The organism is Microcoleus sp. D3_18_C2, from assembly GCF_036702395.1.
In the GTDB taxonomy this organism is placed as follows: domain Bacteria; phylum Cyanobacteriota; class Cyanobacteriia; order Cyanobacteriales; family Microcoleaceae; genus Microcoleus.
Window position 1 is genome coordinate 1 of record NZ_JAUBTG010000039.1, and the last position, 25,699, is coordinate 25,699.

A 25,699-nucleotide genomic window follows, 5' to 3' on the forward strand; every position below is an offset into this window, starting at 1 on the left:
GGTAAAGTATTCGGAAGGATTACAATTGCCGTGCCAGCCCACGGGACGAGTCAAGAATGTTCTAGCTGCGGAACCATTGTTAAGAAAAGTCTATCAACGCGAACTCACGCTTGTCGGTGTGGATGTGTATTAGATCGCGATCACAACGCAGGTAGAAATATCCTAAGTCGGGGATTGAGTACGGCGGGGCACGTCGGAACTTGGATCTTAGATCCGAACGCTTGTGGAGAGTTGACCGCTACCGATGTTGAAGTAATTCTGCATCGGCAAGTCGATTCTGCGAATCAAGAATCCCCTCGGCTTTAGCCAGGGGAGTGTCAAGTGGACAGTACCTGCATTGACTGCGATACTTGTCGGTGGATGGCACCTGAAGTATTTACTCAAGCGGGAGAACAGTCTGCGGTTTACCGCCAGCCAACTAATGAAACTGAAGAAATGCGATCGCTCGCGGCTCTTTTGTCTTGTCCCACAAGTTCGATCGGCACTGTAGAAAAACCCAAAAGCATCAAACAAGCTCAGCAACTGTTACCCGCACTCGTAGCAGAAAATGTCTATCACTGCGGCTACCACTCAGAGAAATCCTACGCTGCAGCCAGCTATTTAATTGTCCGCCCTGAAGGAAACATTTTAGTTGATTCTCCCCGTTTTGTGCCGCCGCTAGTCAAAAACATAGAAGCAATGGGTGGCATTCGCTATATGTACTTGACTCACCGCGATGATGTCGCAGATCATCAACAATACCGCGAGCATTTTGGGTGCGATCGCATCATTCATTATGACGAAATTAACGCTGATACTTGCCGTGTAGAAATGCAATTGTCGCCCACAGAACCGTATCAACTAGCAGATGATTTGTTGATTATATCGGTGCCCGGTCACACGAAAGGTCACACAGTTTTGCTTTACAATAACAAGTTTTTGTTCACCGGCGATCATCTTGCTTGGTCGGAAAGTTTGCAGGAGCTAGTTGGCTTTCACGATGTCTGTTGGTATTCTTGGCCAGAACAAATCAAATCTATGCAGAAGTTGGCTAATTACTCGTTTGAATGGGTGTTGCCGGGACACGGCCGCAGGTATAATGCCGATCGACAAACAATGAGCAATCAAATGCAAAAGTGTATTGCTTGGATGCTCGATGCTTAGTGCGATCGGGTTCATAACTCCGACTCAGCGAGATTCATTTGACTCCGGTAGCCTGTGAAAATCCGACTGCCATCTTTGAGAATATGAATCTCCATCCTATCTCTATTCTCGACAAGCGCGTGAATCTGCGTCAATCCCTTGTCCGGGGCGGTTAATACATTCTCTTTTTTTCACCGCAGATAAACACAGATTAACGCAGATGAATCCCTCTGAATAGACTTAGGATCGCGAATTAAATAATTTACACTCTTGAAAGTGGGGAGTAGGGGTTGGGCTTATAGCCCGCCATTTCTGGACGGGCGGGACGCCCATCCCACAAGAACCATCACGCATTCTAAGTTATTTAATTCTCATTCCTTAGCGAATGACTGCTAATGGGCTCAAGCAAGCTGCTAGATCGGCATCAGGGGTGGTAATGGCCTGCAAGTTATATTTCTCCGACAGAAGCTTGAATACATTGGGAGAAATAAACGCCGGTAATGTCGGCCCTAAACGAATGTTTTTAATCCCCAAATGCAAGAGAGTTAGCAAGACGGCTACTGCCTTTTGTTCATACCACGACAGAATCATGGAAAGGGGTATATCGTTGACACCTACCTCAAAGGCATTGGCTAGGGCTACAGCAATCTGAATCGCTGAGTAGGCATCGTTGCACTGACCAACATCCATCAGGCGGGGTAGTCCGTCAATGTCGCCCATTTGTCGATCGAAGAAGCGAAACTTACCGCAAGCTAGGGTGAGCACGACACAATCATCAGGCACTTTTTCTACGAACTCGGTGTAGTAGTTGCGATCGGGTTTGGCTCCATCACAGCCCCCCACCAGGAAGAAATGGCGGATTTTACGCTGTTTCACAGCCTCAATGATTTTATCTGCCACCCCTAGGACTGTATTGTGGGCAAAACCAACTGTGACTTCCCTGGGGGGTGCATCTTCAGTAAAGCCGGGAAGTGCCAGTGCTTTCTCAATAACGGGAGTAAAATCGGGTGTGTCATTGTCGATCGCACTCAAGTTAATCAGACCCGGATAGCCGACGGGGCCAACGCTAAAGAGTTTATCTTCATAATAGGAATGGGTTGGCATTAAGCAGTTGGTCGTAATCACGATCGCACCGGGGAACTTGCCAAAATCCTTGGTTTGGTTCTGCCAAGCAGTGCCGTAGTGACCGTAGAGATGGGGATACTGCTGTTTTAGTTTGGGATAGCCGTGGGCTGGTAGAAGTTCGCCGTGGGTGTAAACAGTAATTCCCGTGTCTGCTGTTTGCTTGAGTAAGCCTTCGAGTTGTTTGATGTCATGTCCTGAAACCAGAATCGCCTTCCCTTGCCGTGGATTGAGGGGAACAGGCGTGGGAATTGGGTGCCCATAGGTACCGGTATGTCCGGCATCCAATAGTTCCATAGAGCGCAGATTGATGGCTCCCACCTCAAGAGCAAGATTCACCCAATCCTGCAAGCTCAAAGTCTGGTTATCGAGGGCGACAAGTGCCTCATAAATGAAACGATACACCCGCTCGTCTTCCTGGCCCACTTCGTAGGCGTGGAAGGTGTAGGAGGCAAGACCCTTAACCCCATATAGCACTGTGAGTTTGAGTGAGAAAATATCCACATTCAAGCCAGACTGACTGAGGAACTGAGACGAAATCAGCTCACCCTGCTCAACCAGGCTATCCTCAAAGTTGGGTTCAAAGTCGGAAATTGCAGCCCAGGTAGGTGGAGTGTCTGTTGCTTGCTGCACTTGAGCCTTGAGGTTGGCGCGATGGGCGATCGCTTCTTGGAGATACTCAACAAACCGCTTTTCGGAAAAGTTGACATTCGTCATCGTGGCAAAGATCGTTTCGCAGGTGAAGACATCCACTGCATGAGTATCAATGCCTAACTCCTTTGCTTTCAGGGCAATCGGAGCCAACCCGCGCAGATAATAAATCAGCAAATCTTGGATAGCATTCACCTGGGGACTTTTCCCACAAGCACCAAACTGATGGCATCCTTGTCCGCTTGCTGTTTGTTCGCATTGTTCACAGAACATTGATTTTTTCCTTGTTGAATTGGTTAGAATTTACGCAAAAACTCGGTTATGAAAGTATTTATCCGTCCCTGACTATGTTAACTAATCTGAGTTAACAAATCTGACGCTGATTCATAGGGACTTGGAAAACCGTTTGCTTGAGTGGGGGATGAGATAGCTATCAAACACCGATGCAATATTGCGAATTAGCAAGCGCCCGATCGCAGTTACTTCAATGCCATCGCCCCAACGTTTGATTAACCCATCGGCTTCTAAGGCATCAAGTTGTGGCAAAACCTGAGCAAAATAGTCATTAAAATCTAGATCGAATCCGAGATGGTATTTTTCTTCCAAATCCTGCACCGACAGTTGGAATTGACACATCAATTCCATGATTACTGTGCGCCGAATCAGATCGTCATGATTAAGTCTAACACCTTTTTCGATAGGCAATTCACCCCCATCGATCGCCAGATAAAAATCTTTCAATCCCTTGTGGTTTTGGGTATACACATCCTGCAACATACTGATGGAAGTCATGCCAAAGCCCAACAGATCCGATTCTGGCTTAGTGGTATAACCCTGAAAATTCCGATGTAGTTGCCCAGCTTGTTGCGCGATCGCCAGTTCATCATTAGGCTTGGCAAAGTGATCCATACCAATAAACACATAGCCACTTTGCGTCAGTTGGTCGATCGTACTTTGCAGAATTTTCAGCTTTTCCCCCGCAGTGGGCAAAGCAGATTCCGGCATTCGTTTCTGAACCGGTTTGAGCCAGGGAACATAGGCAAAATTAAAGACGGCAATGCGATCGGGATTTAATAGCAAGGTCTTCTGTACAGTTTCCTGGAATGTGGCTTGTGTCTGGAAAGGTAAGCCGTAAATCAAATCTACATTTACACTTTCAAACCCAGCTTCCCGCATCCAATCCATCACATCAAACAACATCGCTTCCGGCTGCACCCGATTGATCGCTTGCTGCACGGTGGGATTAAAGTCTTGAATGCCAAAACTAATCCGATTGAAGCCTAATTGTCGCAAAAATAGAATATATTCGCGATCGATATAGCTAGGGTTGACTTCGATCGATATTTCTGCTGCGTCATCGAACCGAAAATATCGATTTAACTGGTTCCAGAGAAACTCTACCTGAGTGCGATCGAGATAGTTGGGCGTGCCGCCGCCCCAGTGCAACTGATGCACCAGCCGATCGGCATCCACCAAACTGGCAACTTGGCGAATTTGGCGATCGAGATAGCCTAAATAGGGTTCTACCACCTCCTTGCGCTGGGTAATGATGGTATTGCAGCCGCAGAAATAACAGGGCGTTTCACAAAAGGGGATGTGGCAGTAAAGCGATAAGGGGGTTCGTTTGTGATTGCCGACGGCGATCGCGGTTTTAAATGCGTTGCGATCGAAGTCAGTGCTTAATTCTGTGGCGGGTGGATAGCTGGTATAGCGAGGTAAAGGCTGGTTGTATTTATTCAACAATGCAGCATCAAATTCAACCGTTTGTGATAACTGTTTCATTAACTGATGTGTCCTTCTTTTGTTTTGTAGATTCAGAACCCCGGCATATTTTAGAGATACGATCGATCTTGTTTTCCTTGGGCGAGTTATTTCGCGACAGATTCTCGCTTGGCATGAGGGCTGCGGCCTTCTGTGCTACCGGGGCGATCTTGCCGAGTCAGCAAATCAAAGGTATGGTCTCCAATCGCCGCTTTTACATCGGCTTCGAGTTCGTGCATTACATCCTGGTTAAGGGTAAATGCCGTATTTGCTTCGGCGACAATTCGCTCGATCGTGTCAGCATCCACCGGAAACTCATCAAAGGTTTGGCGATAGCGTTCCTTAAATACTCGCCTTGCTTCTGGTGTCGATATTTGGGAAAATTCATAGAAATTTGTTCCCCGATCCGGCGGCAGAGACAACGCCGATCGAATCACGTTTTTCAAGCTTTGTCCGCCGGATAAATCACCCATGTAGCGGGTGTAGGCATGGGCAATCAGCAGGACTGGATCGGTTTTTGAGAGGGTTTGAATGCGATCGCGATACACAGAACCCGCTGGCGAAGCCGTAATTTCCTCCCGCCAATTTTCACCGTAATAAAAAGCTAGATCGCAAGCCAGATTCTCAGTGCGATTTAACTCAGGGAAATAGAGGGTTCCGATTATCGGGTGGTTGACATGGCTCTGCAAAGCCGTTTCTAAGGCGCTGTAAACAAAGTACAAATCGGCAAATAGTTTACGCAAAGGTTCCCGTTCCACAATGCCTTTCATAAAGCATTTCATAAATGCCGTATTTTCGGCTGTGGTGTGGGATTGCATCGTGCCTTCTCGGAGGCGTGTGGATAGATTAGTCATGGCAATATCTCCTAATTAATAGCGGTTCTGGACGATTCAGCATTAATCGAGGGCAGTAAATAAAGGCGCAACAACTGCCACGCGATCGCAGCAATCCAGGGTAATTTTTGGCAAAATTGGATGGCGGCAGGGCGCTGATTAGTTGAGATTTCTGCTAGCTTCTGATTGGCGATCGCACATCGATCCAAACGAGGAAAGAATTCTGGATGGTGAGTATCTAAAATACTGGGAAACGCCCGTTTTGCCGTTTCATTGGTGTGATGAATCACCTGCTTGTTATATTCATCGGGGTCGATGCCGATCGAGTCATAAAATGTGGAGCGTTCCAACACCGTCATTGTGTGGGTGGCAAACACCGTCAGTAGGAAAAAGCGCGCCCAGAGTCTTGCCTTCCAGCTATTCCAAAGCTTAGGCTGCGATCGCAACAAAGCCTTAAAGAAATCCCCATGCCGATTTTCGTCTTGGCACCAATTCTCGAAGTAGCGAAACAGGGGATAAATTTGATGTTCTGGATGTTGTTCTAGATGGCGATACACCAAAATATAGCGCCAGTAGCCAATTTTTTCCGACAGATAAACAGTATAAATTACCCATTCTGGAGGGAAGAATGTGTAGGTACGATTTTTTGTTAAATAGCCCAGATCGAGAGACAACCCAAAATCTGCCATCGCCTTATTCAAGAAACCGGCGTGACGCGCTTCATCCCGTGCCAGTAAGCTAAAGGCTTCCGATAACAACGGTTGGCGATTCTTAAGTTTGCGGGAGAGTTCTTTGAACAACAGAAAACCCGAAAATTCTGAGGTACAGGAGCGCTCTAGAAAGTCAATAAATGCCTTTCGCGTTTCGCCATCAATCTTGTCCCAGCATTGCTCAAACTCTTGATTGCGGACAAAATGGTGGCGGTTATAGTCCGCGCGCAATTCTGCTACAACTGCTTCTAATTCCGCTTGTTGCCCGGACAGATCCATTTCGGCAACGACATCAAAATTGGTGGTGTAAAAGCGTGGTGTTAACAGGGTTTCTTGAACAGGTGCTTTAATGCTGGATGGGAGACCAGCAGACTCCGATTTACTAATTGAACTGACCATAGGAGTGGAGAGTGGATTGTTCGGAATTGATGACTGTGCACCACATTGCCTTAATCCGCGATCGCCCACAAGTCAGTTACCAGTGGTATCCTATAGTTACTTTAGGTAAAGCATTGAAGCCAATAGGACGCTTGAGCCATTTCTAAAGAAATATGGAAATTATAGTGAAGGGAGTTTATGGTGGAAGCGAGTCAGTGCGTAGAGGTTAAATGTCCGATTCAATTTGTGCTGGATTTGTTGGACAATAAATGGTCAATTTTGGTTCTACGCGAACTGTTTGGAGGCGATCGCCGTCCCCACGAATTACTCACAGCACTTCCTGGCATCAGCACCAAAACCCTCACCCAACGCCTACGAGAGTTGGAATCTCAAGGGTTAGTCGATCGGCGTGTGTATGCCGAGATTCCGCCCCGTGTAGAATATTCCCTCACGCCCAAGGGTCGCCAAATTCAACCGGTGATGGCAGCCCTGCATCAAGTAGGATCGCAGTGGCTGGGACAGGAGAGTTGCATTTGTCCCCTAACACACTCGGATGCTAAGGACGATTTAAATGCACAACAGCTTACTCCTTGAGATTGACTCAGAAACCGGGTTTTTTACGACAATATTTCGTTCCCACCGACAGATTCAGTAAAAACCCGGTTTCTTTAGTCAAAGTGCGTAAGCTCAGAAACCGGGTTTTTTACGACAATATTTCGTTCCCACCGACAGATCAAGTAAAAACCCGGTTTCTTGGATGTAGCATGGTGCTCAGAAACCGGGTTTCTTCCTAAATCGGGCGTGAGGATGTTTAGATACTCGTAGAAACCCGGTTTCTTAGATTTTGCGCGGTGCTTATGGAGTTTGGAGGCTGTTGGTGGGGATGTAGAAACCGGGTTTCTTCCTGAATCTGGGTGATGATACATAAATTATCGCAGAAACCCGGTTTCTTGAGGCTTTTTGTGAGGTGGATTTCGGCATCTATCAAACCCGGATATCCCCCTAGCCAAGAGGGCGGGCACGGGGAGTAGGGGTCGCACCGCCCCTACAAGGGGGGACCGGAAGCGTTCTCAAAGTCAACCCCTACTCCCCTTTTTAAGGGGGATTTAGGGGTATCTAGACTCAGATATAAACGAGATTTACATGGATTACACTCTTAAGTGTATGCCTCCATTGGTAAACAAGAACAGACAAAATTACGATCGCCAAACGCATTATCTATCCGGCCCACCGCAGGCCAAAACTTATATTCGCGAGTCCAAGGTGCCGGATAAGCAGCTTGCGCGCGAGTATAAGGACGATTCCACTCATCAACCATCAGAGATTCTGCGGTGTGCGGCGCATTTTTCAAGACGTTATTTTGTGCGTCAACATTACCTTTTTCAATCTCCGCAATTTCGCCTCGAATTGCAATCATTGCCTCGCAAAAACGGTCTAATTCCTGCTTCGATTCGCTTTCCGTCGGTTCCACCATTACCGTACCAGCAACCGGCCAAGAAACCGTCGGCGCGTGATAGCCGTAATCCATCAACCGTTTAGCGATATCTTCTACTTCAATAGTCGCAGATTTTTTGAGCGATCGCAAATCTAGAATACACTCATGCGCCACCAAACCAGCTTTCCCTTTGTACAAAACCGGATAATAAGATTCTAACCGTTTTGCCATGTAATTAGCATTAAGAATTGCTACTTTTGTCGCCTCAGTTAAACCCACTCCTCCCATCATCCGAATGTACATCCAAGAAATAGTCAAAATGCTAGCACTTCCCCAAGGCGCTGCGGAAACAGCACCAACTGATTGGGATATTTCGCCTTTAGGAAGGGGGGGCTGTATGTTGCTCCCCCCCTTAGCAAGGGGGGGTTGGGGGGGGTAAGATTTTGATTCTTCATCAGTAGAAGGTAAGAAAGGCACCAAATGAGACATTACCCCAATCGGTCCCATTCCCGGCCCGCCGCCGCCGTGGGGAATACAGAAAGTTTTGTGCAAATTCAAGTGACAAACATCAGCACCAAAATCACCGGGACGGCACAAACCAACTTGAGCATTCATATTTGCGCCGTCCATATAAACTTGTCCGCCGCAGTTGTGGACAATCTCGCAAATCTCTTTAATTTCTTCCTCAAAAACGCCGTGAGTTGATGGATATGTTACCATCAAAGCCGCCAGTTCTTTTTTGTGCTTGTCTGCTTTTTTATGTAAATCGGCGACATCAATATTGCCCTGGGAATCACACTCGACAGCAACTACTTTCATCCCCGCCATCACCGCGCTAGCCGGATTTGTACCGTGGGCTGACTGGGGAATCAAACAGATATTTCGGTGAGATTCGCCTCGGTGTTCGTGGTATTGGCGAATAACTAACAAGCCCGCGTATTCGCCCTGAGAACCGGCGTTTGGCTGCAAAGAAATTCCCGCAAAACCGGTGATTTCTGCCAGCCACTGTTCTAGTTGCACGAACATCATTTGATAGCCGCGAGTTTGATCGCGGGGTGCAAAGGGATGTATCTTGCCAAATTCTGCCCAAGTCACCGGCATCATCTCTGCTGTTGCATTCAATTTCATTGTGCAAGAACCCAAGGGAATCATCGATGTATTTAACGATAAATCCTTGGCTTCTAAACGGTGCAAATAGCGCAAAAGTTCAGTTTCTGAATGGTAACTGTTGAAAACTGGATGGGCGAGATAGCTGCTGGTGCGATCGCAAAAATCTGGTAAGGTCAAATAGGAATTCAATGCGTCGGCATCCAGCGGAATGTTGAGAGCATTCTGCCCGTCTGCCCTGATATAATCTTTATCCTGTGCAAAAATTTCCCACAACTCTTGCACATCTTCAGCGGTGACTGTTTCATCTAAAGTGATTCCCACTGTCGAATCATCGAAAACTCGGAGATTAATTTTGCGTACTTTAGCAGCTTCTAGAAGTTCTGACAGCGGTTTGTCTCCCAATTCTACTCGCAGAGTATCGAAGAAAGGTTGAGAACCAATTGTGTATCCGAAACTTCTTAAACCGGATGCCAAAAGTGCTGTTAAAGTCCGTACTTTCTCAGCAATGTCTTTCAGTCCAGACGGGCCGTGATAAACAGCATACATACTCGCCATCACTGCTAGCAAAACTTGAGCAGTACAAATATTGCTGGTTGCTTTTTCGCGGCGGATGTGCTGTTCGCGAGTTTGCAAGGCCAGACGCAAAGCAGATTTGCCGTTGGCATCTTTAGAAACGCCAACTATTCTCCCCGGAACTTGCCGTTTAAACTCTTCTCGCGTGGCGAAATAGGCGGCGTGGGGCCCTCCGAATCCCATCGGCACTCCGAAGCGCTGAGTGCTTCCTACGGCTATATCCGCGCCGAATTCGCCGGGGGGTGTGAGCAAGCAAAGGCTCAATATGTCGGCGGCTACTGTGACTAATGCGCCGACTTCGTGTGCCGATCGAATAAAATCGGTATAGTCGTAAATTGCGCCGTCTGTGGCGGGGTATTGCAGGAGAGCGCCGAAGATTGTACGATCGAACTCAAAGCTTTGATGGTCGCCGACAATGACCTCAATTCCCAACGGCTTAGCGCGAGTTTGCACCACTTCCACAGTTTGAGGGTGGCAATCTTGGGAAACAAAAAACGCTTTTGCCTTATTTTTGCTGGCGCCGTAACTCACCGCCATCGCTTCCGCCGCCGCAGTCCCTTCATCCAGCAAAGAAGCGTTGGCAATTTCCAAACCCGTGAGGTCAATTATCATGGTTTGGAAGTTCAGTAAAGCTTCCAATCGCCCTTGAGCAATTTCGGCTTGGTAGGGGGTGTAAGCTGTATACCAGCCGGGATTTTCTAGGATATTCCGCTGAATGACGGGGGGAGTGATGCAGTCGTGATATCCAGTGCCGATGTACGATCGAAATACCTGATTTTTTGCAGCAATTTCTTTCAATTCTGCCAAAGCGCTGTACTCGCTTTGCGCTGCGGGAAGTTGTAAGGGTTGAGAAATGCGAATCGCCGCTGGAACCGTTTTGTCAATCAACTCATCGAGGCTGGAAATGCCCAAAACATTGAGCATTTGCTGGATTTCGCTGGGTGTCGGGCCAATGTGCCGGCCCGCAAAACCATTGATGGAGGAAAGGTTTTGCTGCTGACTGGGTTCAAGTTGAGGGCTGTAGAGTACCAAGGCGGATTCTCCTGAATAGACTTTTGCTTCTTTGTTTGTAACATTTTGCTAAGAAAACCAGGAAGATTTTTTGCGTGTATCAAAGTCCGACAGTCCGACAGTCCGACAGTCCGACAGTCCGACAGTCCGACAGTCCGACAGGGGTTGAAACCCCTGTCTCATAGCTAAAGTCGTCTGAAGACGACTGTAGATTAAGCTGCACTTATCGGAACTCCTCGCCCAACTGCTTGGTATTTCAGTCGTCTTTAGACGACTTGTGCTATTAGCCCCGTGGGTTTCAACCCCTGGCGGATTGTGGAATTATCAACGAGCCCTATGCCCTATGCCCTATGCCCTATGCCCCATGCCCTATGCCCTATGCCCTATTCCCCTTCCACCATTTTGCGATACTCCGGGGCCGAGAAAGCGTCGTCTGCTTCGCTGGGATTGTCAACGCGCACTTTCAGCAGCCACCCAGCGCCATAGGGGTCTTCGGCCAAATTTTCGGGAGACTCTATAATGTCATCATTGCGTTCTACGACTATACCGGTAACTGGTGCTTTCAAGTCTTCAACGGCTTTCACTGACTCGACTGTACCGAAAGCTTCGCCCTTTTCCAACCCTGCACCGACTTCTGGCAAATCTAGAAACACGATATCGCCGAGTTGGTCAACTGCAAAGGCACTAATGCCGATGGTGGCAATTTCGCCTTCGAGTCGGATGTATTCGTGGGTGTCTAGGTATTTCAAGTCATCGGGGTATGTTAGTGCCATGTCTTTTCTCGCAATAAAAAAGTATCAAGTAAATCTTAGTGAACTATGGGCATCTATTGATGACTAAGTGGAACAAAAAAAATATTAAACGCTTGCTTTTTGGAGAATTTTCTGTCAAAAGACTGATGCGCTCTATAATTTTTATTTACGCATTTCTATGTTTTTACGGTTTCTTTTTTTCAGAACGGCTAATTTTTCAACCTCCCCCATCTAGTCAGAGTGAGAACAGGGAAGTTATCAAAGTTAGCTCAGCTAATGGCGTGAAAATTTCTGCTGTTCATTTTCCTAACCCGCAAGCTAAATATACCATACTTTACAGTCACGGAAATGCGGAAGACTTGGAGGGGATTTTGTGGGTACTCAGAGAGATTCGAGATAGTGGCTTTGCTGTGTTTGCCTATGATTATCAAGGTTACGGCACGAGTCAGGGAAATCCTTCTGAGTATAATACTTATCGTGATATTGAGGCTGCTTACAATTATTTAACCCAACAGTTGGGAGTACCTGCAAAGCAAGTTATTCTTTACGGGCGTTCTGTGGGGGGTGGGCCGGCAATTGATTTGGCTTCGCGGCAAAAAGTCGGCGGTTTGGTGGTTGAAAGTTCCTTTGTTTCGGCTTTTCGGGTGTTGACGCGGATTCCGCTTTTACCCTTTGACAAGTTTGTGAATATTGATAAGATTGGCAAAGTTCGATCGCCTGTTTTGGTGATTCATGGTAAGGCTGATGAGGTGGTGCATTTTTGGCATGGAGAGCAGTTGTTTGCCACCGCCAACGAGCCGAAATTGAATTTTTGGGTTGATGGGGCCGGTCATAATGATTTGATGGATGTGGCGGGCGATCGCTATGCTGCAACTTTGCGACAATTTGCTAAGCTAGTAGATTAGTCTTCTTGACCAAGATGAGCAACGGGCTAGAAGCCCGTTCCACAAGAACTCAATCAGTCCTCGACGCACTCCTACTAAAGAAACCGGGTTTTTTACCGAATCTGCGGTCTACAACGAACTATTTTCGTAAAAAAACCCGGTTTCTGGGCCCAGGAGGTAAGTCCTGAATTAAGGCTTACCTACTTAATCTAACTGGGGCGGTTTTGCGATTTATAAAAGGGTTTTTTCACCACACTAGCCGGATAGTTTTTCCCGCGAATTTCGACTTCTAATTGCTGACCGATTTTAGCTAATTTTGCGGGAACAAATGCGAGGGCTACTGGCCGATTCAATGTAGGCGATAATGTACCGCTAGTAACTTCTCCTACTGTTTCGCCTTCAAATATTACCGGATAGCCGTGGCGCGCAATGTGCCGCCCCTGCATTTCTAACCCTACCAACCGCTTTGATACTCCACTCGCTTTCTGCTGTTCCAAAACTTCCCGCCCAATAAAATCGCCTTTGGTGTCGAGGTGAACTACCCAACCCAATCCAGCCTCTAAAGGTGTGATATTGTCGTCGATATCTTGACCGTAAAGAGCCATTGCTGCTTCTAAACGCAAGGTATCTCTCGCACCCAATCCGCAAGGAACAACGCCAGCAGCTAACAATTTTTGCCACAGTTCTTTTCCAACTTCGGCATCCACCATAATTTCAAACCCATCTTCGCCGGTGTAACCAGTTCTGGCGATAAAACTCGGCTGTCCCAACAGATTTGTTTCTAAGTGACCGAATGCCTTAATTGGTGCGAGATTGCCTTCTACAAAAGACTGGAGATAGTTAACAGCTTCTGGCCCTTGAATTGCTATTAAAACTTTATCTTCGGAGATGTCTGTAAAAGTGAGATCGCTCAATTCTAAGTGAGTGGTAATCCATGCTTTGTCTGCGATGCGAGTGGCGGCGTTGACAATGATTACTGCACGTTCTTCGCTAGTGATAGGGTCTGGTTCTTGGCAGTAGAAAATAATGTCGTCTAAGATGCAGCCTTTGGCATTTAGCAAGACTGTATATTGAGCTTGACCGGGTTGCAAGCGGCTCAAGTCTGAGGGTACTAAGGGTTGAAATTTTTCTCTTACTTGTTTCCCTCTCAAACCAAATTTTCCCATGTGGGAAATGTCGAACATTCCTGCTTGCTGGCGTACTGCTTGGTGTTCGCTGCTGATGCCTGCGTACTGTACTGCCATCTCCCACCCGGAAAAGGGCACCATTCGGGCTTTGAGTTCTAATGATAGGTCGTACAGAGGCGTGCGGGCAAGTTGGCTCGGACTCTCTGGATTGTTGGGTTCAGTTGACTTTGCCACTGGTAGCGCTTTGGTTGCGGGTAGACTGTTTTGATTTTACGGGAAAATTGGTTGTCGCGGTGTGTAGGGCGATCGAATTTAAGGACACCGCAATGCTGTTTAGGTACAAGTTGCGATCGAATTTAAGCACGCGCTGGTACTGTTTAGGTACAAATTAGGATACGGCAGTGCTGTATCCCTACTCTAATGTTTATGGAGAATAGCGGGCTCGAACCGCTGACCCCTACAATGCCATTGTAGTGCTCTACCAACTGAGCTAATTCCCCTTTCTTTTCGCGCTCTCAATCATGCCTTAACTGACCAATATTTGTCAAGCTTTTTGGGGAAATTAGTTTTGAGCCTTCGGCTGGCAAGGCTTTCGGCTTTTTTTCCACCAAACTCTCCTCGCTTCTGGACAATGGTCAATCGCCTACTATCATTTAGTAAGTGTGTTGGGATATTTCGCTCAAATGGCTCAAACAAGACCCCATGAGGAAGTAGACGACTAGCAGGGCGGCGGCTGATACCGCAACTAGAGTGCCGGCTAGCATTAGTGAAAATTCCCGTTGCGCGATCGCCTCTTGCATTAAGTGCAAAGACCAGGCAACGAGGGCAACGTCAATTATTAAAATAGGAACCAGCATAAGTTACGATTTGTAACAGCTTACCTATTGTAACAAAACTTTTCACTTCGTGCAGATCGGCTCACCTGTATTTAACTTTTGCTGTAAAACCCGGAGGGAGCAGCGGAAAGCTAGTGAGAAAAAATGATAGCTTTTCTTAATAATTACAATATGCAAAGTAAATGAGAGCTAGCTCAGCTTTAGATGTGGCGCTTTTGACTCTTGAGCGAACGCTCACGCTTTTTTGAGGGGGTAGGGTGCGTTAGCGAAGCCCGCCCCTACGGGGGCTACGCCAACGAAGAGGATCGACCTTGGACTATAACTGATTTGATAGCAGTGCGATCGCACCCTGACCCGATTCAAATTTGGTAAAATAGGTGTACTTTTAATTAAAACAAAATGCACGGCTGTTGAGGATATAAACTATGTTAACCCAAACTCAAAAACTCTACTCGCCAGAGGAATATTTGGCACTAGAGGAAGTGGCCGAGTCTAAAAGTGAATATATTGATGGCGAGATAGTTCCTATGACTGGTGGTACTCCAAATCATAATGATATTGCGGGCAATTTTTATGCACATTTAAAATTTGCGCTCCGGGGGCAAAACTATAAGGCTTTTATCGGTGACTTACGGTTGTCGATACCGCGCTATCATCTCTATACTTATCCAGATGTGATGGTGGTTCAAGGCGAACCAGTGCTTTTAGACGATCGCACAGATACAATAATTAATCCTTTGATGATTGTTGAAGTTTTGTCAAAAAGTACGAAAAATTACGATCAAGGGGATAAGTTTGATTATTATCGATCGATTCCTGAGTTTCGAGAATATATTTTAATCGATCAGTATAAATTTTATGTCGAACAGTTTGTCAAGACTTCGGAAAATAAGTGGCTTTTAAGTGAATACGAATCGGCAGATGCAGTGCTGGCTTTGTCTTCGCTGCCGTTTCAAATTCAATTGGGCGACATTTATGAAGGGATTAGATTTGAAACGACTCCCGCTAGTTAGGATTTCACAACCGCTTTTTTGCTGTAAAATTAACTCGATCGCCTTTTCAACTTTATGACAAATCGCTCTACTCGCGCCCTTTTTCACAGCAAAACACTCAACACTGCTTTGCGTGCTTTTAGCTTTCCGCCAGATATGGAAGTGCGCCACCAAAAATTGGGAAGGTGGATTGCTGCACTTAAAACGGGTACGTTAGACGAAATTAAAGAAGTTTCCCTGCACGGCAGTTTTATTAATGATATTTTTCAGGATATTTTGGGATATTGCTCGGTAATTCAAGGTGCGGGGAAAGCTTGGGAAATTAACGCGGAACAAACGATATCTGATGGCGGCGGTTCTGCTGACGGGGCGATCGGCTTTTTTACTGCTGCTGACAATCCTAAAGGCAAAGCCGTGTCCCTGCAAGGTAAAGTGATTGCTCCGATCGAACTCAAGGGAGCGAAAAATGATTTAGACCGTCCGGCATCTGGGCGATCGGAATCAGCAGTTGACCAAGGTTGGCGGTACGCTAATTATACACCGGATTGTCGCTGGATTATTGTCTCGAATTATCGAGAGTTGCGACTTTATCATACCAATAAAACTCCCGCTTATTACGAACAATTTTTTCTGGCTGACTTGGCGGATATTGAAGCTTTTAAGCGGTTTTACTTTCTGCTGTGTCGCCGCAATTTTTTGCCTAAAAACCAAGAGCAAACAGGTTCTGTTATTGACAGACTGTTAAAAGACTCTGACGAAGCTCAAGAAGAAATTACCAATAAATTATATCAAGAGTACAAAGCAATTCGACTCGCTCTCGTTAAACATTTTCGCTTTTCTGGGCCGCAGGATATCCCCAACCGCGATCGCGTACTTATCGAAAAAGCTCAAAAAACTTTAGACCGCGTTTTATTCATTGCTTTTTGTGAAGATAAAGGATTGCTGCCGCGAAACACCCTCAGCAACGCTCACGACCACAAAGACCAATACAATCCTAGATTAATTTGGGAAAATTATCAATCTGTATTTCGCTGGGTTGATGTGGGAAATGATGACCCTCCTGTACCGGGATACAACGGCGGTTTATTTAAATTCGATCCGGTTTTAGACGTACAATTGACTGTGCCAAATCCTTTATGCAGTCTGCTTAAGAATTTGACGCGATTTGATTTTGATACTGAAGTTTCCGTCGATATTTTGGGGCATATTTTCGAGCAGTCTGTTACAGATTTGGAAGAATTAAATGCTGAAACTACCGGACAGGAATACAATCAGAAAAAGGGCAAGCGGAAAACTCAAGGTGTGTTTTACACGCCAGCTTTTATTACTCAGTATATTGTCGAGGTTTCTCTCGGCGGCTATTTGCAGCGTCGAGAGCAAGAATTGCGCGATTTATTCCTAGGCGAAGTTGCTGAAAAGTCGGTTCAGCCACCCAAGAAAACTGCAATTAAGTTTTGGAAAGCGTATCGAGACGAAGTGCTGCAAAAAACACGCGTCATCGATCCGGCGTGCGGTTCGGGTGCTTTTTTGATTGCGGCTTTTGATTATTTGATGCAGCAGTACGAAAGAGTCGATCGCGAATTGAATGCTTTGGGGTATAAGCCAAAAAACGGCAACTCGCTGGAATTTGACAGAAGCATTTTAAGCAACAACCTGTACGGCGTAGATTTGCTGCCGGAATCGGCGGAAATTACCAAACTTTCCCTGTGGTTGAAGACGGCCCAAGCTGGTAAAACGCTGACTTATTTGGATGATAATATTAAAGCGGGAAACTCGATCGTCGCTGACAGTAATGTAGCAGATACAGCGTTTGATTGGCAAGCTGAATTTCCCCAGATTTTTGCTGATGGCGGTTTTGATGTTGTCCTTGGCAATCCGCCTTATGTGCGGCAGGAGTTGCTATCTCCAATTAAACCATACTTGCAAGCAAATTATGAATCCTATAACGGCGTAGCAGACCTTTATACTTACTTTTATGAACTCGGATTAAAGATTCTCAAACCGGGGGGAGTGCTTTCGTATATTGTCACAAATAAATGGCTGAGGTCTGGATACGGCGAACCTCTACGCAAGTTCTTTGCCAGTCAAGGTTTACTAGAGCAAATTATTGATTTCGGACACGCGCCAATTTTTGAGGAGGCTGATACTTTTCCCTGTATTGTCGCAGTCAGAAAACCTAACGCTTCTCTATGTATCTCTGAAACTGAAAGCGAGATTGAGCCAGGTAAATCTGAACCTAATTCGCCTGTGATTGTTTGTCCGGTTCCGCGCGAAGATATTGCTAATATCAACCTTACACAATACGTTCAACAACACGGTTATCAAATTTCGCGAAATCGTTTCACTGCGAATGCTTGGAGTCTGGAACCTCCGGCTGTTGATGAGTTGATGCAGAAAATTCAACGAGTGGGTTTTCCGCTAAAAGATTTTGCAGGGGTTAAGCCTTTATATGGCATAAAAACAGGATTTAACGAAGCTTTTTTGATTGATGAAGCTACTAAAAATAGTCTGGTTCAAGCAGACCCTAAATCCGCTGAAATCATCAAGCCTTATTTACGAGGTCAAGATATTAAACGCTGGAGTCCAGAGTGGGCAAATCTTTGGATTATTTTGCTGAAGTCTAGCAGCGATAGTGTATGGCCGTGGAGTAAAGCAAACGATCAAGCAGAGGAAATATTTGCACAAACATTTCCATCGGTATATAAGTATATGAAGCCGATGCAAGAAAAACTGTCTAAGCGTTCCGATCAAGGGCGTTACTGGTGGGAACTGCGATCGTGTGCCTACTATAACATTTTTCAAGAACCAAAAATTATCACTCAAGATTTGGCTACTTATTCTTGGTTTTGCATCCTCGATCAAGAGGTATACCCAGTGAATACTTGCTATCTATGGCCAACAGGAAATCTTTATATGCTTGGGTGGCTGTGTTCGCCAATAACTTGGTGGATTTGTCACCACATTTTGCAAAAAGGAATCAATGACACACTCCGAATGTTTAGAGAACAGGTAGAAACTTTACCCATCGCACCACCAACTGACTCAATTCGTGCCGAAGTCGAATTAATTGTCAGCCGTTTAATTGAAATCGCCAAAACTAATCAACAAACTCACCGAGATGTCTTGCACTGGCTGGAAATCACTTATTTAATTGATAAACTAGGACAAAAACTCGAAGATTTTTCTGCCCTTTCCTTTGCCGAGTTTGTAGCAGAAATCAGAAAGCGAATGCCGAAAACTAAATCATCCGATCCTCTCGGTGTTGCTGGACTAAAAGCAGTCCGCGAAACTTATAATGAATATGCACCGGCCATTCAATCTCGCAAAGCTGAGGCGTTGAGACTCGAACACCGTTTATCCGACTTAGTTAATCAAGCTTACGGATTGACACCGGAGGAAATAGATTTGATGTGGAAAACAGCACCTCCGCGAATGCCGATCGCCCGACAGATTTGATAGAATGTTATATTTTAGATTGTCAACCTTTGAGAAAGTCTAGAACAGTTTTGGATTGATTGCATTTATAATAAAACAACGATTAAAAGAGGAAAGCAAATGGTGACGAACCTAAATGTGGATACGGCACTGCTGCAAGAGGCGATCGAACTGGAGCGAGAAATTGCGATCGAAACCTTAGTTGAAATCGCCTTGCGCGAATACATTCAACGCCGCAAACAGCCACAGAATCTCGAACTGAGCTTTGGAGAATCTCTCAGTGCATTTCGTGAAAAATATCAACTGCACGAACTGGGTTTAAATCCTGATGAAATTTGGGGAGAGGTTCGCGATCGAACTTTTGTAGGCCGCGAGGTCATCTTTGAATGACGCTGCGTTATTTACTCGATACCAATATTATCTCCGAACCTCTTCGTCCTCTTCCAAATGCCAATGTGATGACTCAACTAATTGAGGCAAAATCCACTGTTGCGATCGCCTCGATCGTTTGGCAAGAAGTTCTGCTAGGCTGCTATCGAATGCCAGACTCTAAGCGCCGCCGCGCGATCGAAGCCTATCTTCAGGAAGAAGTGAAAGTAAAATTACCAATTTTACCTTATACCCAAGAAGCGGCTGAGTGGTTCGCTAAAGAACGAGCCAGACTTATTCCGATCGGTCTTACACCGTCTTATGCTGATGGGCAAATTGCAGCGATCGCGAAAGTCAATAATCTGATTCTGGTGACACGAAATGTTGCTGATTATGCAAACTTTCAAGATTTGGCCATCGAAAACTGGTTTTCTTAAACTTCCTTCCTGCTTATTAAGCATCCATTGTGGTATAAATCTATCCCAGAAACGGGGTGAAGCATTTGGGCATAAAATCAAAGGAATGATTAAACCGCAGAGAGCGCAGAGGACGCTGAGGAAGAGAAGAGAGAGATGAAAAATTTCGATACCAAGGGATTGGATATGAAGATTAAAAAAGGGGCAACTCGCGTCGCCCCTCCTCTATTTAATCAATTGGAAAATTACACTTCCACAGCAATCTTTTGTTCCGAAGCCTCCGGCGAATTCGCTTCACTTGGCGGCACAACTTGCCAGAACTTAGGCAAATATTCCGACCAATTTGCTAAAATCTTCTCAGCTTTCTTGCTGCCGGTTCGATCGCGCTGAGCCTCAATCAACTCCTTCAATTGCGCCTCCCCAGCCGCCGTACAAACGCGCTGCATCTTCACAATCTCCCCGTTGACGTGAGCCGGGAAAGTCCCATCTTCATCGAGGAAATAAGCCAAGCCGCCCGTCATTCCAGCGCCGACGTTGCGGCCGACTTTTCCTAACACGACGATCGCGCCGCCCGTCATGTACTCGCAGCAGTGATCGCCCGCACCTTCAATGACTGCTTTCGCCATCGAGTTACGCACCGCAAACCTTTCGCCAGCTTTGCCCGCAGCCAACAGAGTTCCGCCCGTCGCACCGTACAAACAAGTGTTACCGACGATCGCATTTTCGGAAGCATCATAAGTCGCACCAGCCGGCGGTGCGATCGCGATTTCGCCGCCGTGCATCCCTTTACCAACGTAGTCGTTGGCTTGGCCTGACAGTACCAGCGTCATCCCTGGCAAATTGAACGCGCCGAAGCTTTGGCCCGCGCTACCAGTGAAGTTGAGGGTGATTTGACCGCTAAAGCCGGTGTTGCCGTGTTGCTGTGCGATCGCACCACTGATTCTTGCGCCTACAGTGCGATCGGTATTCACCAAGTTGACACTCTTGCTAACAGTGCCGTGATTGGCGATCGCACTTTGAATCTCAGCATCCGCCAGCAAATCATCGTCTAACACAGGCCCGTTGGTGTGTACGTCGCCGTGGATCAAGAAAGATCGATCGCTCTTAGTATCCGGTAACTTAGTCAAACAATCCAAATTAATCGCTTGGGTTTTAGTTAGTTGCACCCCCTCGCGCATTTTCAGCAAATCCGCGCGGCCGATGATATCTGCGATCGACTTATAACCCAATTTCGCCAGCAAACTCCGCACTTCTTGTGCTACGAAATAGAAGAAATTAACAACGTGTTCCGGCGTTCCGGGGAACCGTTTCCGCAAGTGTTCTTGTTGAGTTGTTACCCCCACCGGACAACTATTCATGTGGCAAACGCGAGCCATAATGCAGCCTTCTGCAATCATTGCCACCGTGCCGAAACCGTACTCTTCGCCGCCCATCAAAGCGCCTACAATCACGTCCCAGCCGCTTTTAAAGCCACCGTCAACGCGGAGCAAAACTCGATCGCGCAATTTATTTTCCATTAGCACCCGGTGAACTTCTGTCAATCCGAGTTCCCACGGAGAACCTGCGTGCTTAATCGAACTCAGTGGCGAAGCACCGGTGCCGCCATCGTGACCGGAAATTTGAATCACATCAGCATTTGCCTTGGCGACACCGGCGGCTACAGTCCCGATGCCAACTTCCGACACCAACTTCACCGAAACTCCTGCTTTCGGATTGATTTGGTGCAAGTCAAAAATCAACTGTGCCAAATCCTCGATCGAATAAATATCGTGGTGAGGAGGAGGCGAAATCAGCGTGACACCCGGTTTCGATCGGCGCAAATAAGCAATGTACTCGCTCACTTTCGCCCCCGGCAATTGACCGCCTTCACCCGGTTTCGCACCTTGTGCGATTTTAATTTCGATTTGTTGGGCGTTCATCAGGTACTCAGGAGTCACCCCGAAACGCCCGGAAGCTACCTGTTTGATGGATGAAGAAGCTGTATCGCCGTTCTGCAAACCTTTTAAGTGAGGTAGCGTTTGTGAGAAACCTGCCTCGCTCACATCGTTTAGCACTTTGTAGCGCACCGGGTCTTCGCCGCCTTCGCCGGAGTTGGATTTGCCGCCGATGCGGTTCATCGCAATCGCGAGAGTTTCGTGGGCTTCCGGGGACAAGGCGCCGAGGGACATACCGCCGGTGGCGAACCGCTTGACAATATCTGCTACAGATTCTACGTCTTCGATGGGAATGGAAGGGCGATCGCTCTGGAAATCCAGCAAATCGCGCAAAGCCGTTACCGGGCGGTTTTCAAGCTGTTGCTTGTAAACCTCGTAGTGATCGTAAGCCGTTTCCGAATTTTTGACACCCATGGGTGTCATTTTTGGTTCGGCCCCGTTGCCATTACTGTTAGTCTGAGCCTTAAAAGTAGTCACAGCCTTGTGCAAAGCCTTCGCCATTTCCGGGCTGTTCATGTGATATTCACCACCCCGGCGGTACTGCACAAAGCCGTAATTTTCCAGCTTTTTGAGGTGCAATTCTGGGAAAGCCTGACTGTGGAAAGACATTACCTCGTTAGCGAGTTCCGCCACACTCAAACCGCCGATGCGGGAAACAGTGCCTTTGAAACCCAAATCTAGCAAATCACCGCCAATGCCGATCGCCTCAAAGATTTGCGCCCCCTGATAGCTAGACAGCAGCGAAATCCCCATTTTCGACATAATCTTCAGCAAGCCGTTTTCCACCGCTGTGCGGTATCTAGCTTGAGCTTGTGTCACGGTAATATTGGGAACTTTGCCGTGCTGCATCAAATTTTGAGTCTTGGCGTCAGACCACCAGGCGCGCACGCTTTCCAAGGCCAGGTAAGGGCAAACAGCCACCGCCCCGTAACCCATCAAACAAGCGAAGTGGTGAGTGCTCCAACATTGGGCGGTATCGACAACTAGCGAAGTTTGCATCCGCAGCCCGACGCTAATTAAGTGGTGGTGAACCGCGCCAACTGCCAGGAAGGGCGGAATATAAGTACATTCAGCACTCAATCCCACAGAAGATTCGCCTTCTTCCTTCGATGGTCGATCGCTCAAAATCAGAATTCTCGAACCCTCGCGCACCGCTTCAGCCGCCTCTTGACAAAGTTGCTCGACTGCTGTTTTCAAACCAGAAGGCCCGGCAGAAATTTTGTAAAGCGTTGACAATTCGGTTGCGGTGAAAGACTTTTGGTCTTTCAAGAAAGACAATTCAGCCTCGTTGAGTACGGGGGAATCAATTTTTAGCAGCTTGGCATTTTCCGGGATTGCTTGCAGTAAATTGCCCCGCAGGCCCACATTCATCGTCAGGGACATGACCATCCCCTCGCGCAGGGGGTCGATCGGCGGATTTGTGACTTGAGCGAACCGCTGTTTGAAATAGTTGTACAGCAACTGAGGCTTTTCTGACAATACAGCTAAGGGAGCGTCGTCGCCCATGCAGAAAGTCGGTTCTTTTCCAGAACTCGCCATCTCGACGATTACCATGTCCAAATCTTCGGCTGTGTAGCCAAAAGCAGTTTGGGTTGCTAACAGCGTTTGCGAGTCGAGGGTTGCTGTTTCGGCAAAAGGCTGCGGTTGCAAGATTTCGCGGTTTTGTTTCAGCCATTCGCCGTAGGGGTGCCGCTTAGCAATTCGCTGTTTTAGTTGCCAATTTTTGAGAATTTCCTTAGTTTGCAGGTCAACTGCAATCATTTGTCCGGGCCCCAAACGGCCTTTTTCGACAATATCTGCTTCGGGAATATCGACAACTCCGGCTTCGGAAGCGACAATTACCAAACCGTCTTTAGTAATGCAGTAGCGGGCCGGCCGCAAACCGTTGCGATCGAGCGTAGCACCTACTTGTTTGCCGTCGCTGAACACGAGCAGTGCGGGGCCGTCCCAAGGTTCTTGAATGCCACTGTAATACTCGTAAAAATCGACAATTTCTGGGTAGGGAGCCAAATCCGGCTGATTTTTGTAGGCTTCGGGCACCAGAATTGTCAGGGATTCTAGGGGGGTGCGGCCGGAGTGCACCAACAATTCCATCACGTTGTCCAAGTTGGCCGAATCGCTGCTTTCGGGATTGACAATTGGGTTGAACGTGTCGATATCAGCTTGAGTCCAATTCGGGTGAGATAAATTGGCTTGCCGCGCCTTCATCCAGGTAATATTGCCCAACAGCGTGTTAATTTCGCCGTTGTGTCCCAGCAAGCGCATCGGCTGGGCTAAGTGCCACCGGGGCATGGTGTTGGTGCTGAAGCGCCGGTGATAGACGGCAAAGGAGCTTTTATAAGCGGGATTTTTTAGGTCTGGGTAAAATTCTGCCAGTACGGCCGATCGCACCATGCCTTTATAGACGATCGTGCGGCAGGAAAAAGAGCAAGTATAAAAGTCTCGGCGGGTGAAGTTGGGGCGATTTGACAGCGCGTGTCCGATGGTGCGGCGCGCCAAAAATAGATGTTTGTCGAGTTCGTCTCCGGAAGCGTGCGGTGAACTGACTATTACTTGTTCAATTTGAGGTTGATTTTCTAGCGCTTGCTCGCCCAAAACCGATGGTACAATGGGAACTTGGCGCCATCCCAAAAGTTTCAGTCCGCGATCGGTCAGAACTTGCTCAACCACCTGCCGCGCTATAGTCGCTTGAAATTTATCTTGAGACAGAAACAGCATTCCCACGCCACAGTTTTCCCGTGCGGGAGGCACAATTCCCTGTTCGGCGAACCAAGTATCCAGCAATTCCCAAGGAATCGCGGTCATCAAACCCGCACCGTCGCCGGAATCTGAGTCAGCGCTGCAACCGCCGCGATGTTCCAGACAAGTTAAAGCTGGCAGCGCTTTTTCAATAATCGAGTGCGTAGCTTCGCCGCTTTGGTTGGCAATAAACCCCACACCGCAGGCATCTCTTTCTTCCACTAACCAGCTTTGGCCGGCGAATGGAGTTCCTCGCTCTGTTTGATGCACGTTTCTGTTTGGATCGATCGTGTTACCCATGTTGATTGAATGTTATTTCCGTGATTGTGTGGTTGATGTGTTTTTATAGCTCGGAGAGAGAAGGCTGCCGAGCGGTGGGAGCCTAGTAAACTTTAAAACAGCACATTGGAAGCTGATTGGATAAAAATTTACGTCGATGCTGCCTGTACTTAGCACTAAAACCCTGTTGGCAGATTTCAAATTATCTCGCTCGCATCGCCTCGGAGATGTCTCCTAGAATACCTTGCTGTTAAAAAGCTGTGATTCTTTGGGAAATCGCCGCCCTGCAACTATATACATTGCAGGCGATCTAGTTTTTTGTGTGGGTTTTTCCTGAGTTCGGAAGGGTAGCCTTGCGAACACAGGTAGATAGTAACTTTAGCGTAATTTTGCTTGCTGCGCTGTTGAGTTGCTTTCGTCAGCGCCCGCAGACACAAAAGCCACCTGCCCGCTAAGTCGGTAGGTGCAATGTAGCAGCGCGGTTCACAACTGGTGAAACCTGTCTTATTGTGAAGTCAACTCTCAAGCCGCGAACATCAAGTTTATCAAAAAATTGATAAAATTTCACCCATTACAGTCAGAGTTTGCGTGCAAGTCTTGTCAGGGATGTTCAGAACCCTGGCTAAGATGCCTAGCCCAAAAAGGTTGACAATTTTCCCTAAGCCTATTTTGTATTTTTTTACCCACAAACTTTTTTGACACTTTATGGTCTACAGACGCGCTTGATTCTTGATTCGTTGAGGCGATTTGATGATGCAGATTTTATAACCGCAACCGTGTCGGAATTAATACCAAAACTCCTCGTTAATTGACTTAGCTAGGCCAGGATTTTTTCACTACAACAGTTCTCAATCTTGGCGATGTATGCCTTAGACTCTATGCCCACGGAGGCAAAGGCTCGCCGATCAAGCGTGCACATCATGTTACTGAGAATGGCTATATATTTTTCATTCTATTAATTAGGATCTCGAATTAAATAACTTACAATTTTAATTGTTATTGTGGGATGGGCTCTTATAGCCCGTCCACTCATGACGGGCTATAAGAGCCCATCCCACTTTCAAGAGTGGAAGTTATTTAATTCTCATTCCTTAGCGTCTTACCTTCCTCTTCAATAATGAACTGCTGTCATTCAATCAGCGTTAGCATCCTTGATTTTCTACTTAGTATCAAATCCCTTATCAACATTTATTACCTCAAATATTAAGTCTTGTTTTAAAAATTGCATTT

Annotated in this window: 18 protein-coding genes and 1 tRNA gene; 9 read left to right on the plus strand and 10 right to left on the minus strand. The window is 46.9% G+C overall.

Annotated features, from left to right (window positions below; translation table 11 throughout):
* Both QUA88_RS20550 and QUA88_RS20555 read left to right on the plus strand, forming a co-directional pair.
* On the plus strand, nucleotides 1-306 hold a 306-nt coding region (locus QUA88_RS20550; protein ID WP_333212279.1), incomplete at its 5' end, for a zinc ribbon domain-containing protein.
* A gap of 15 nt (nucleotides 307-321) precedes the next feature.
* Nucleotides 322-1,143, plus strand: a complete 822-nt coding sequence (locus QUA88_RS20555) for an MBL fold metallo-hydrolase (RefSeq protein ID WP_333264031.1) — start codon at nucleotides 322-324, stop codon at nucleotides 1,141-1,143.
* 357 nt (nucleotides 1,144-1,500) lie between these two features.
* On the opposite strand, the gene hcp is transcribed toward QUA88_RS20555, so the two are convergent.
* The 4 genes from hcp to acsF all read right to left on the minus strand — a co-directional run bounded on the left by hcp (nucleotide 1,501) and on the right by acsF (nucleotide 6,598).
* Nucleotides 1,501-3,168: a hydroxylamine reductase gene (hcp, locus tag QUA88_RS20560; protein ID WP_333264028.1), complete on the minus strand. Its 1,668-nt coding sequence runs from the start codon at nucleotides 3,166-3,168 to the stop codon at nucleotides 1,501-1,503.
* Nucleotides 3,169-3,279: 111 nt separating this feature from the next.
* The gene (hemN, locus tag QUA88_RS20565) at nucleotides 3,280-4,677 is read right to left on the minus strand and encodes an oxygen-independent coproporphyrinogen III oxidase (RefSeq protein WP_333212273.1); all 1,398 of its coding nucleotides are present in this window, start codon (nucleotides 4,675-4,677) and stop codon (nucleotides 3,280-3,282) included.
* Between the two features lie 86 nt (nucleotides 4,678-4,763).
* Nucleotides 4,764-5,510 (minus strand): heme oxygenase (biliverdin-producing), encoded by a 747-nt coding sequence (locus QUA88_RS20570; RefSeq protein ID WP_333212271.1) that lies wholly within the window; start codon nucleotides 5,508-5,510, stop codon nucleotides 4,764-4,766.
* 11 nt (nucleotides 5,511-5,521) lie between these two features.
* Entirely contained in the window at nucleotides 5,522-6,598 is a 1,077-nt protein-coding gene (gene acsF, locus QUA88_RS20575) for a magnesium-protoporphyrin IX monomethyl ester (oxidative) cyclase (protein ID WP_333273523.1), read from the minus strand.
* 177 nt (nucleotides 6,599-6,775) lie between these two features.
* Between acsF and QUA88_RS20580 the strand changes: the two genes are divergently transcribed.
* The gene (locus QUA88_RS20580) at nucleotides 6,776-7,171 is read left to right on the plus strand and encodes a helix-turn-helix domain-containing protein (protein ID WP_333212269.1); all 396 of its coding nucleotides are present in this window, start codon (nucleotides 6,776-6,778) and stop codon (nucleotides 7,169-7,171) included.
* Nucleotides 7,172-7,733: 562 nt separating this feature from the next.
* Here the strand turns inward: QUA88_RS20580 and gcvP are convergent.
* Together gcvP and gcvH are read right to left on the minus strand one after the other, a co-directional pair.
* Entirely contained in the window at nucleotides 7,734-10,727 is a 2,994-nt protein-coding gene (gene gcvP, locus QUA88_RS20585; protein ID WP_333273526.1) for an aminomethyl-transferring glycine dehydrogenase, read from the minus strand.
* Nucleotides 10,728-11,089: 362 nt separating this feature from the next.
* Nucleotides 11,090-11,479, minus strand: a complete 390-nt coding sequence (gene gcvH / locus QUA88_RS20590) for a glycine cleavage system protein GcvH (protein ID WP_333058470.1) — start codon at nucleotides 11,477-11,479, stop codon at nucleotides 11,090-11,092.
* A 59-nt stretch (nucleotides 11,480-11,538) separates the two neighbouring features.
* On the opposite strand from gcvH, the gene QUA88_RS20595 reads away from it, so the two are divergent.
* Nucleotides 11,539-12,363: an alpha/beta hydrolase gene (locus QUA88_RS20595; RefSeq protein WP_333212264.1), complete on the plus strand. Its 825-nt coding sequence runs from the start codon at nucleotides 11,539-11,541 to the stop codon at nucleotides 12,361-12,363.
* 188 nt (nucleotides 12,364-12,551) lie between these two features.
* Here the strand turns inward: QUA88_RS20595 and gcvT are convergent, their stop codons facing one another.
* From gcvT to QUA88_RS20610, 3 genes are all read right to left on the minus strand, one after another.
* Complete coding sequence (gene gcvT, locus QUA88_RS20600) at nucleotides 12,552-13,703, minus strand: glycine cleavage system aminomethyltransferase GcvT (RefSeq protein ID WP_333233811.1); 1,152 nt, start codon at nucleotides 13,701-13,703, stop codon at nucleotides 12,552-12,554.
* A 193-nt stretch (nucleotides 13,704-13,896) separates the two neighbouring features.
* Nucleotides 13,897-13,969: transfer RNA gene (locus QUA88_RS20605), tRNA-Ala, on the minus strand.
* Between the two features lie 153 nt (nucleotides 13,970-14,122).
* A complete protein-coding gene (locus QUA88_RS20610) occupies nucleotides 14,123-14,326 on the minus strand; it encodes a hypothetical protein (RefSeq protein ID WP_333058474.1) in 204 nt (67 codons plus the stop codon).
* Nucleotides 14,327-14,527: 201 nt separating this feature from the next.
* Between QUA88_RS20610 and QUA88_RS20615 the strand changes: the two genes are divergently transcribed.
* The 5 genes from QUA88_RS20615 (at nucleotide 14,528) to QUA88_RS20635 (ending at nucleotide 19,538) form a co-directional block, all read left to right on the plus strand.
* Complete coding sequence (locus QUA88_RS20615) at nucleotides 14,528-14,677, plus strand: hypothetical protein (protein WP_333212026.1); 150 nt, start codon at nucleotides 14,528-14,530, stop codon at nucleotides 14,675-14,677.
* 53 nt (nucleotides 14,678-14,730) lie between these two features.
* Nucleotides 14,731-15,318, plus strand: coding sequence for a Uma2 family endonuclease (locus tag QUA88_RS20620; RefSeq protein WP_333273529.1), 588 nt, complete (start codon nucleotides 14,731-14,733; stop codon nucleotides 15,316-15,318).
* 54 nt (nucleotides 15,319-15,372) lie between these two features.
* A complete protein-coding gene (locus tag QUA88_RS20625) occupies nucleotides 15,373-18,753 on the plus strand; it encodes an Eco57I restriction-modification methylase domain-containing protein (protein WP_333273532.1) in 3,381 nt (1,126 codons plus the stop codon).
* Between the two features lie 99 nt (nucleotides 18,754-18,852).
* On the plus strand, nucleotides 18,853-19,122 hold the full coding sequence (locus QUA88_RS20630) for a type II toxin-antitoxin system VapB family antitoxin (protein ID WP_333058477.1): 270 nt from the start codon (nucleotides 18,853-18,855) through the stop codon (nucleotides 19,120-19,122).
* Nucleotides 19,119-19,538: a type II toxin-antitoxin system VapC family toxin gene (locus QUA88_RS20635; RefSeq protein ID WP_333058478.1), complete on the plus strand. Its 420-nt coding sequence runs from the start codon at nucleotides 19,119-19,121 to the stop codon at nucleotides 19,536-19,538. Before QUA88_RS20630 ends, QUA88_RS20635 begins: the two co-directional genes overlap by 4 nt.
* A gap of 224 nt (nucleotides 19,539-19,762) precedes the next feature.
* Here the strand turns inward: QUA88_RS20635 and QUA88_RS20640 are convergent, their stop codons facing one another.
* The gene (locus QUA88_RS20640; protein WP_333273536.1) at nucleotides 19,763-24,490 is read right to left on the minus strand and encodes a glutamate synthase-related protein; all 4,728 of its coding nucleotides are present in this window, start codon (nucleotides 24,488-24,490) and stop codon (nucleotides 19,763-19,765) included.
* Nucleotides 24,491-25,699: the final 1,209 nt, after the last annotated feature.